Origin of the sequence: Methylopila musalis (assembly GCF_042679725.1) — a bacterium.
GTDB classification, from domain to species: domain Bacteria; phylum Pseudomonadota; class Alphaproteobacteria; order Rhizobiales; family Methylopilaceae; genus Methylopila; species Methylopila musalis.
This window is the reverse complement of record NZ_JBHTMX010000118.1, coordinates 1-9,118: the sequence shown is the minus strand read 5'-3', so window position 1 is coordinate 9,118 and position 9,118 is coordinate 1. Positions and strand designations below refer to the sequence as shown.

Here is a 9,118-nt window from a genome sequence, read left to right as displayed (position 1 = left end):
CGGCGGGATCGCCCGGCTCCGCGCCCGCGACCGGCAGGCGGGGCGCGCCGTCCGGATCGCGCAGGGCGCCGTCTCTGAGCGCGGCGGCGATGTCCGCCCGGGACAGCCGGCAGTCGTAGACGAGGTCCCGCGCCGCAAGCCGCGACAGCGCCTCGGCGTAAAGCTCCATCCGCTCCGACTGGCGCGTGACCGGCCCGTCCCAGGCGAGGCCGAGCCAGACGAGATCCTCCTCGATCGCGGCGGCGTAGGCGGGCTTCGAGCGGATCGGATCGATGTCCTCGATCCGCAGCAGCACCCGGCCGCCCGCCGCCTCCGCCGCGCGCCAGACGCTGAACGCCGACAGCGCGTGGCCGAGGTGGAGGTAGCCGGTGGGCGACGGCGCGAAGCGGAAGGTCGGGGTCATTGCGGCTTCCTCAATCCGTCCGCGCGGTCTAAGCGTCAAGCGCCATGGGTTCCGACCGCATCCTCACCGAGGCCGACCTCGCCGCCGCCCTCGACCGGCTGACGGCGCTCGATCCCCGGCTGGCGGCGGTCCGGGCCGCCTCGGAGCCGCCGCCGCTGCGCAAGATCGCGCCCGATCTGGCGGGCCTCGTCTGGGTGGTGAACTCGCAGCTGATCTCCACCGCCGCCGCCCGCGCCATCCACGGCCGGCTGGAGACGGCGCTCGGCGGGATCGACGCCGCGACGCTCTCCGCCGCCTCCGACGAGGCGATCCGCGCCGCCGGCGTCTCCCGTCCGAAGCTCCGGACGCTGCGGGCGCTCGCCTCCGCCGTCGCGGACGGGCTCGACATTCCGGGCCTCGCGACGCTGGACGAGGCGGAGGCGCGCGCCCGCCTGATCGCCATTTCCGGCGTCGGCCCCTGGACGGCGGACGTGTTCCTGCTGTTCGCCCATGGCCGCGCCGACGCTTTTCCCGCCGGCGACATCGCGGTGCAGGAGGCGCTGAAGCGCATCTTCGCGCTGGAGACGCGGCCCGACGCCCGCGCGGCCGAACGCATGGCGGACGGCTGGCGCCCCTTGCGCGGAGTGGCGGCGCAGCTGCTCTGGGCCTATTACCTCACCCAGCGCGGCGGCCGCGACGCGGCCCCCGCCCCGAACCGTCCCGCCCGTCCGCAGGAGACCGCATGACCGCCATCGACGGCCCCCGCCTCGCGCCCGCCTCGGGCGTCGCCCGCTCGCTCGTCGTGTTCCTGCACGGCTACGGCGCCGACGGAAACGACCTGATCGCCATCGGCCGCGAATGGCGCGCCGCCCTGCCGGACGCGGCCTTCGTGGCCCCCAACGCCCCGGACCGGCTGCCCGGCGCGCCCATGGGGCGGCAGTGGTTCCCGCTCACCTTCCGCGATCCGGACGAACGCCGCCGCGGCGTGCTCGCCGCCCGTCCCGGCCTCGACGCCTTCCTCGACGCGGAGCTCGCCCGGCACGGGCTCGGGCCGGACCGTCTGGCGCTGGTGGGCTTCAGCCAGGGCACGATGATGGCGCTGCATGTGGGCCTGCGCCGGACGGTCGCGCCGGCCGCCATCCTCGGCTATTCGGGCATGCTGGTGTCGCCCGAGGCGCTGAAGACCGAGGCAACCGTCAAGCCGCCGATCCTGCTGATCCACGGCGACCGGGACGAGATCCTGCCCGTGGACGAGCTGTTCGCGGCGATCGACGGGCTGGGCGCCGCGGAGATTCCGGTGCAATGGCACCTCTCGCCGGGGCTCGGCCACGGCATCGACGGCCAAGGGCTGCGCCAGGGCGCGGCGTTCCTCGGCTCGGCGCTGCGCGTTAAGAAAACTTAATGCGCCAGTCTTCACAAGGCTGACACAAGCTATGTAGAGTATCCCCCGGCGTCGGCTGGCGGCCGACGCTGATGCAGGGAGTGCTCGGTGACGCTGGTCGTCTCACCAGATGCGTGTCCGGCTTTGGTGTTGAATGCGGATTACCGTCCGCTGAGCTATTACCCGTTGTCGTTGTGGTCCTGGCAGGACGCCATCAAGGCGATCTTCCTCGACCGGGTGAACGTGCTCTCCCATTACGACCGCCGGGTGAAGAGCCCGAGCTTCGAGATGACGCTGCCGTCGGTCGTCTGCCTCAAGACCTACGTCAAGCCGGCCCGCAACCCCGCCTTCACCCGCTTCAACGTGTTCCTGCGCGACCGGTTCTCGTGCCAGTACTGCGGCGCGCGGGAGGACCTGACCTTCGATCACGTGGTGCCCCGCTCCCGCGGCGGCCAGACCACCTGGGACAACATCGTCGCCGCCTGCTCGCCCTGCAATCTGAAGAAGGGCGGCCAGATGCCGGCGGATTGCGGCATGTGGCCGGCGCAGCCGCCGTTCCAGCCCTCGATCCAGGACCTGCACCGCAACGGCCGGGCGTTCCCGCCGAACTACCTGCACGACAGCTGGCTCGACTATCTCTACTGGGACACCGAGCTGGAGCCGTAAGCGCCGCTCCGCCCGCGACGGCGGCGCGCGCCGCGTGACGTCGTCAATCCGGCCGCGTCCCGCGCTCAGGCGCCCGCTCCATCGCAGTCACAGCCCCATTCCCGTCCGACACGCCGTCGGAACCCTCACGCGTCACCGGCGAACGCCGACGCGTGAGGGACGTCCTGCCGATCCCGACCGCCCCTGAAACGAAGAACGCCGCCCGGAGGCGGCGTTCGGATCGCGTGGTCGAAGGCTCAGGCCTCAGGCCGGATGGGCCGGCGGCGTCGGAGCGCCGGGGGCCGGCGCGTCGCCATGTTTCGGCGTGCCGTCCGTCTTAGGCGGCTTGCCGTCGCCCCGGAAGCGGTTCACCAGCAGGCGGATCGTCACGTAGAACACCGGCGTCAGGAACAGGCCGAGGATGGTGACGCCCACCATGCCGGCGAGCACCGCCACGCCGATCGCCTGCCGCAGCTCGGAGGCCGCGCCGGTGGCGAAGGCCAGCGGCACCACGCCGAGCGAGAAGGCGAGCGAGGTCATGATGATCGGCCGCAGCCGGTCCTTACAGGCGTCGATGGCGGCCTGGATCACGCCCTCGCCGTCGTCCTCGCGCTGGCGGGCGAACTCCACGATCAGGATGGCGTTCTTGGCCGCGAGGCCGATCAGCACGATGAAGCCGATCTGGGTCAGGATGTTGTTGTCCGACCCCTTGACCATGACGCCGAGCAGCGCCGCCAGAAGCGACAGCGGCGTGATCAGGATGATCGCCAGCGGCAGGGCCCAGCTTTCATACTGGGCGGACAGGAACAGGAACACGAACAGGATCGCCAGCGCGAACACGAAGATCGCGGTGTTGCCGGCGAGCTTCTCCTGATAGGCGAGGTCCACCCACTCAAACTGCACGCCGGGCGGCAGGGTCTCGGCCGCGAGCTTCTCCATCAGCCCGATCGCCTGGCCGGTGGAGACGCCGGGCGCGGCGTCGCCCTGCAGCGCGATCGCGTTGTAGATGTTCTGCCGCTCCACGGTGTAGGGGCCGGTCTGGTTGCGCTCGGTGATGAGCGTGCCGAGCGGCACCAGCGCGCCGTTGGTGGAGCGCACCTTGAACTGGTAGACGTCCGACAGCTTGACGCGGAATTGCGCGTCGGCCTGGGCGTTCACCTGGAAGGTGCGGCCGAGCGCCGTGAAGTCGTTCACATAGGCCGTGCCGAGCAGCGTCTGCAGCGCGTCGAAGATGTTCTGCACCGGCACGTTGAGCTGCTGCGCCTTGACGCGGTCGATGTCCAGATAGACCTGCGGCGCCCGGGTGTTGAAGGTGGTGAACACACGGGTGACCTGACCGGAGGCGTTGGCCTTGCCGATCAGCTCCGTCACCGCGCCTTCGAGCGCGGGGAAGCCGAGGTTGGAGCGGTCCTGCACGTACATCTTGAAGCCGCCGCCCTGGCCGATGCCGCGCACCGTCGGCGGCAGGATAGCGAGCACGAAGGCCTCCTCGATGGCGAACAGCCGCTTCTGGGCCTCCGCCAGGATCGCCGGCGCCGTCTGACTCGCCCCGTGCTGGGTGCGCTCCGAGAACGGCTCGAAGATGATGAAGCTGGTGGCGGCGTTGGAGGCGGCGGAGAAGGTGGCGCCCGAGAAGCCCGCGATGGTCACCGCGTTCTTCACGCCCGGCACATCGCGCACGATGTCCGCGGCCCGGCGGGCCACCTCGTCGGTGCGCTGCAGGTTCGCGCCCTCGGGCAGCTGGGCGATCAGGATGGCGTAGCCCTGATCCGCCTGCGGGATGAAGCCCCGCGGCACCACCGAGAACATGTAGACCGCGCCGCCGATCAGCCCCGCGTAGATCAGCAGGAACAGCGACTTGTGCCGCACCATCCAGCCGACCGAGCGGCTGTAGCCGTGGGCGCCGCGGTCGAAGTTGCGGTTGAACAGGTCGGCCGCGCGCTGGCCGAGGCCGCGCCGGCCGCCACCATGGGCGTGCGGCTTCAGCAGGATGGCGCAGAGCGCCGGCGACAGCGTCAGCGACACCAGAGCCGACAGCACGGTGGAAGCCGCGATGGTCAATGCGAACTGCTGGTAGAAGATGCCCGAAATGCCGGGGATGAAGGCCGTCGGCACGAACACGGCGCACAGCACCAGCGCGATGGCGATGACGGCGGTGCCGACCTCGTCCATCGTGATGTGCGCCGCCTCTTTCGGGCTTTTGCCGAGCGCGATGTTGCGCTCCACGTTCTCCACCACGACGATGGCGTCGTCGACCACGATGCCGATGGCGAGGATCAGGCCGAACAGCGTCAGCATGTTCAGCGAGAAGCCGAAGGCCGCCATGACCGCGAAGGTGGCGATGAGCGAGACCGGGATCGCCGCCACCGGAATGATGGCCGCGCGCCAGGACTGCAGGAAGATGAACACCACCAGCACCACGAGCGCGACCGCCTCGTAGATGGTGTGCTCCACCGCCGTGATCGACTCCTCGATGAACACGGTGGGGTTGTACTCGATGCGGTATTCGAGCCCCTGCGGGAAGGCGGCCTTCAGCGTCTCCATGGCCGCCTGCACCTGCGCCGCGGCGTCGGTGGCGTTGGTGCCGGGGCGCTGGAAGATGCCCATGCCGACAGTCGGATCGGCGCCGAGATAGGAGTTCGACGAGTAGTTGCGGGCCGCGAGCTCCACCCGCGCCACGTCGCCCACGCGCAGCAGGCGGCCGTCCGCGGTGGCGCGGACGATGATCTGCTTGAACTGCTCCGGATCCTGGAAGCGGCCCTGGGTCGTGACCGTGATCTGGTTGACCGTGCCCTGGGGCGCCGGCGGCGCGCCGAGCGAGCCGCCCGAGACCTGCACGTTCTGCTGGGAGATCGCCGACACCACGTCGCCGGAGGCGAGGCCGTAGGCCGCGAGCCGGTTGGGATCGAGCCAGACGCGCAAGGACAGCTCGCGCTCGCCGAAGATGCGGATGTCGCCCACGCCGTCGATGCGCTTCAGCGCGTCCACGACGTTCACCGAGGCGTAGTTCGACATGTAGACGGTGTCGAGCGACTTGTCCGGCGAGATCAGGTTCACGACCATCAGGAAGTCCGACGACCGCTTGTTCACCTGAACGCCGTTGCGGCGCACGGATTCCGGCAGGCGCGGGTCGGCCTGAGCCACCCGGTTCTGCACCTGCACCTGCGCGATGTCCTGATCGGTGCCCGGCTGGAAGGTGACGGTCAGCTGGAGCTGGCCGTCGCCCGTCGCGAGCGAGTTCATGTAGATCATGCCCTCGACGCCGTTGATCTGCTGCTCCAGCGGAGCGGCGACCGTTTCGGCGATCGTCTCGGCGTTCGCGCCCGGATACTGCGCCGTCACCGAAATGGTGGGCGGCGCGATCTCAGGGTACTGCGCGATCGGCAGGTTGATGAGCGCGACGCCGCCCACGATCATGAGGAGGATCGAGACGACCGACGCGAAGATCGGCCGGTCGACGAAAAAATGCCCGATGCCCATTCCGGCGGCCCCTTACTTGGGCTGCTGGGCGGCGGCGCCCGGCTGCTTGTCCTTGGGCTTGGTGAAGTCCACCGGCTCCGGCTTCACCTGGGATCCCGGACGGGCGCGCATCAGGCCGTTGACGATCACCCGGTCCTCGAGCGTCACGCCGCTGCGGATGACGCGGAGCGGCCCGTGCTGCTGGCCGAGCTCGACCACCTTCGGCACCACCTTGTTCTCGGGGCCGACCGTCATCACCACCTTGCGGGTCTGGTCGGAGAGGATCGCCTCCTCCGGCAGCATCACCGCCTCATATTCCGGGCTCGCCTGAACCCGGATGCGACCGAAGACGCCGGAGGTGAGGAAGTTGTTCTCGTTCGGCACCGAGGCGCGCAGACGCAGCGTGCCGGTCTGCTGGTCGAGCTGGTTGTCGGCGAAGTCGATGCGGCCCTTGATGCTGAACTCGGGCGAGTCCGGCAGAGCGATCTCGACGGCTGCGCCGCCGTTGTCCTCCTTGATCTTGCCGTCGCGGACGTTGCGCAGGTAGCGGAGGTAGCTCTGCTCGTCGATGTCGAAATAGAAGTAGATCGGCTGGACGTTGACGATGGTGGTCAGCGGCGACGAGCTTGCGCCCGCGGCGATGAGGTTGCCCTCGGTCACCAGCTTGCGGCCGATGCGGCCGTCGATCGGCGCGCGCACGTCGGTCCATTCGAGGTTGAGCCTGGCGGTCTGCACCTGCGCCTCGGCGGACTTCAGGCTGGCCTGCGCCTCGCCGAAGGCCTGGTTGCGCTGCTGGGCGAGCTGGTCGGTGATGTTGCCGGTGCGCAGCAGGTCCTTGGCGCGGTCCACGTCGGACTTGGTGAGGTCGACGCGGGTCTTGGCCGTGATCACGGCCGATTCCGCCTGGGTCACCGCCGCCTCGTAGGGCCGCGGGTCGATCTTGAACAGCAGGTCGCCCTTCTTGACGAGCGAGCCGTCCTTGAAGGCCACCTGGGTCAGCTGGCCGCTGACCTGGGCGCGGACCTCGACCAGCTCGGACGCCTCGAACCGGCCGGTGAACTCGGCGGTGTCGGTGACGGAGCGCTTGATCGGATTGGCGACGGAGACCGGCAGCGGTCCGGGCGCGCCCTGCGCGCGGACCGGAGCGGCCTGAAGCGACGCCGCGACGGCGAACGCCCCGGCGACCAGAAAAGCCTTCGAGGCGACGGCCCGGCGAGCGGGCGCGGCAATGCGGGGCATGGGGTCACCTGCGCGAAAAGGCATGCGCGCGGCCGCGCATGCGCCTGGAAAGTCGGACGTCCCCACGCCTGTTTAAGGTGCGGCGCCACATTCGGCAACCGCCACGCGCCGTCATCATGGGCGCCGTGGCGCCCGCGCCACGGGCTCAAGCGCTGTCGCGCCCCACCAGCTCGACGCCGAGGGACAGCCGGTAGGGCTTCGCCTCCTCGCTGCCGCGCACGGCCTCGAAGGCCGACAGCAGCACCTTGCCGACCTCCACGCCGAGCGCCGGCGCGTTGAAGCCAATGGTCGTCAGCGCCGGATCGAGATGCCGGCCCACCTCGTGATCGCCGAAGCCGATCACCGCCACGTCGTCCGGAACCCGGCGGCCGAGACGGCGCAGCCCCGCGATGACGCCGATGGCCACGCCGTCGTTGAAGCAGATCACCCCATCCACGTCGGGCCGCCGCGTCAGCATTTCGGCCACCACATGGGCGCCGAAGTCGATCGGCGTCACGGCGCCCGCGCCGCAGATCATGGTCGGCTCGGGCAAACCACGTCGCGCCGCCTCGTCGCACGCGCCCCGGGCGCGCTCCTGCGTGGCGACGTCGAAGCCGTCGCTCTCGCCGAGCACCACCAGAGACCGGCGCCCGCGGGCCGCGAGGCGCTCCGCGGCGAGACGGCCCGCCCCGCGCAGATCGACCGCGACCACGTGCTGCATCGGCGCTTCGGGGGAGCAGAAGAACTCGACCACGGGAACGGCGGCGTTCGCCAGCATCCGCGTCACCTTCGCCGTGTGGCGGCCGCCGCTCAGCACCACGGCCTCGGGCCTGCGGCGCAGCAGCGCCTCGAGCGCCTGCTCCTCGCGCTCCTCCTGGAAGTCGGCGAAGCCAATGAAGAGCTGCAGCCCCGCCTTCGTCAGCGTGGCGTTCAGGCCGCGCGCCACCTGTCCGTGCATGGCGCTGGTGAAAGACGGCGCGATCATGCCGACGAGACCCGAACGCCCGGAGGACAGCGCGCCGGCCGCCTGGTCGGGCACGTAGCCCAGATCGTCGATCACCTCGAGCACCCGGGCGCGGGTCGCCTTGGACACCGAGCCGTCCTCGCGCAGGGCGCGCGACACGGTCATGGCCGACACGCCGGCGACCCTCGCCACGTCCGCCATGGTGGGGGCGACCTTGAATTTGGGCGCGGGAGGATCCAGCCGGGCCATGGGTTCAGACCCAGGTCGTCGGGCGCAAGACGCCGCGCGCCTGAAAAAGGCGCCGCGCACACATGTTTTTGGACACATCCGTCATGAGCTGGACGCCTTCGTTTCGCGCCCGCCGGCAGACACACTCACGGAAACGCACGCCGCGAGCTCCGGCCATAACGCTTGCCACCTAGGGTAGAGCCATTCTAACTGGTTAATCCACGATCAAAATTACGGAGATTCCCGGGCTTGACATCCCCCATGGAATGACAGTCAAATTAAACACGTATTTTTAGTGTATAAATAGTAACTCTTGCATTTTCGGCTGTACAATCCCATTGTCCCGGCGCGTCCAAGGGACCCCACATGCCGCGCCTCACATCGTTCCCCGCCTTTTTCCGCGTCTCCGGACGCGACGTGCTCGTCGTCGGCTCCGGCGCGGCGGCGGCCGCCAAGACGCGTCTGCTGGCCGAGACCGACGCCCGGATCGTGGTGGTGGCGGAGCATCCGGAAGAAGAACTGATCGCCGACGTCGCCCGGACCGGCGCCACGCTGAGGCGCGAGGCTTTCTCCGCAGACCATCTCGCGGGCGCGACGCTCGTGTTCGCCGCGACCGAGGACGAGGCGCAGGACCGGGCGATCGCCGACGCGGCCCGGGCCGCGCGCATCCCCGTCAACGTGGTGGACCGCCCGGACCTCTGCGATTTCACCACGCCCGCCATCGTCAACCGCGCCCCGCTCGCGGTCGCCATCGGCACCGAAGGCGCGGCCCCCGTGCTCGCCCGCCACGTGCGCGCCCGCATCGAGGCGCTGCTCGCGCCGGAGGTCGGGGCGCTCGCCG

General features: G+C 70.1%; 8 protein-coding genes. 4 read left to right on the top strand and 4 right to left on the bottom strand.

Annotated elements, in window-relative coordinates:
* Nucleotides 1–403 (bottom strand): glutamate--tRNA ligase family protein (locus ACFQ4O_RS12170; protein ID WP_378775962.1); only part of this gene is annotated, 403 nt, incomplete at its 3' end.
* Nucleotides 404–447: 44 nt separating this feature from the next.
* Here ACFQ4O_RS12170 and ACFQ4O_RS12165 point away from each other — a divergent pair.
* The 3 genes from ACFQ4O_RS12165 (at nt 448) to ACFQ4O_RS12155 (ending at nt 2,429) form a co-directional block, all read left to right on the top strand.
* Nucleotides 448–1,128, top strand: coding sequence for a DNA-3-methyladenine glycosylase family protein (locus ACFQ4O_RS12165; protein WP_378775961.1), 681 nt, complete (start codon nt 448–450; stop codon nt 1,126–1,128).
* Nucleotides 1,125–1,784: an alpha/beta hydrolase gene (locus ACFQ4O_RS12160; RefSeq protein WP_378775960.1), complete on the top strand. Its 660-nt coding sequence runs from the start codon at nt 1,125–1,127 to the stop codon at nt 1,782–1,784. The genes ACFQ4O_RS12165 and ACFQ4O_RS12160 overlap by 4 nt, the downstream gene beginning before the upstream one ends.
* Before the next feature lie 87 nt (nt 1,785–1,871).
* On the top strand, nt 1,872–2,429 hold the full coding sequence (locus ACFQ4O_RS12155) for an HNH endonuclease (RefSeq protein WP_378775959.1): 558 nt from the start codon (nt 1,872–1,874) through the stop codon (nt 2,427–2,429).
* A 243-nt stretch (nt 2,430–2,672) separates the two neighbouring features.
* Here the strand turns inward: ACFQ4O_RS12155 and ACFQ4O_RS12150 are convergent, their stop codons facing one another.
* From ACFQ4O_RS12150 to ACFQ4O_RS12140, 3 genes are all read right to left on the bottom strand, one after another.
* The gene (locus tag ACFQ4O_RS12150) at nt 2,673–5,888 is read right to left on the bottom strand and encodes an efflux RND transporter permease subunit (RefSeq protein WP_378775958.1); all 3,216 of its coding nucleotides are present in this window, start codon (nt 5,886–5,888) and stop codon (nt 2,673–2,675) included.
* Nucleotides 5,889–5,900: 12 nt separating this feature from the next.
* Entirely contained in the window at nt 5,901–7,106 is a 1,206-nt protein-coding gene (locus ACFQ4O_RS12145) for an efflux RND transporter periplasmic adaptor subunit (protein WP_378775957.1), read from the bottom strand.
* 145 nt (nt 7,107–7,251) lie between these two features.
* Nucleotides 7,252–8,298: a LacI family DNA-binding transcriptional regulator gene (locus tag ACFQ4O_RS12140; protein ID WP_378775956.1), complete on the bottom strand. Its 1,047-nt coding sequence runs from the start codon at nt 8,296–8,298 to the stop codon at nt 7,252–7,254.
* Nucleotides 8,299–8,643: 345 nt separating this feature from the next.
* On the opposite strand from ACFQ4O_RS12140, the gene ACFQ4O_RS12135 reads away from it, so the two are divergent.
* Nucleotides 8,644–9,118: precorrin-2 dehydrogenase/sirohydrochlorin ferrochelatase family protein (locus tag ACFQ4O_RS12135; RefSeq protein WP_378775955.1), on the top strand; the 475-nt coding region annotated here is incomplete at its 3' end.

Bases quoted from the DNA above. Each gene is read 5' to 3' on its own strand.
- ACFQ4O_RS12150 (WP_378775958.1), bottom strand. From the start codon at position 5,888: ATGGGCATCGGGCATTTTTTCGTCGACCGGCCGATCTTCGCGTCGGTC.
- ACFQ4O_RS12165 (WP_378775961.1), top strand. From the start codon at position 448: ATGGGTTCCGACCGCATCCTCACCGAGGCCGACCTCGCCGCCGCCCTC.
- ACFQ4O_RS12140 (WP_378775956.1), bottom strand. From the start codon at position 8,298: ATGGCCCGGCTGGATCCTCCCGCGCCCAAATTCAAGGTCGCCCCCACC.
- ACFQ4O_RS12160 (WP_378775960.1), top strand. From the start codon at position 1,125: ATGACCGCCATCGACGGCCCCCGCCTCGCGCCCGCCTCGGGCGTCGCC.
- ACFQ4O_RS12145 (WP_378775957.1), bottom strand. From the start codon at position 7,106: ATGCCCCGCATTGCCGCGCCCGCTCGCCGGGCCGTCGCCTCGAAGGCT.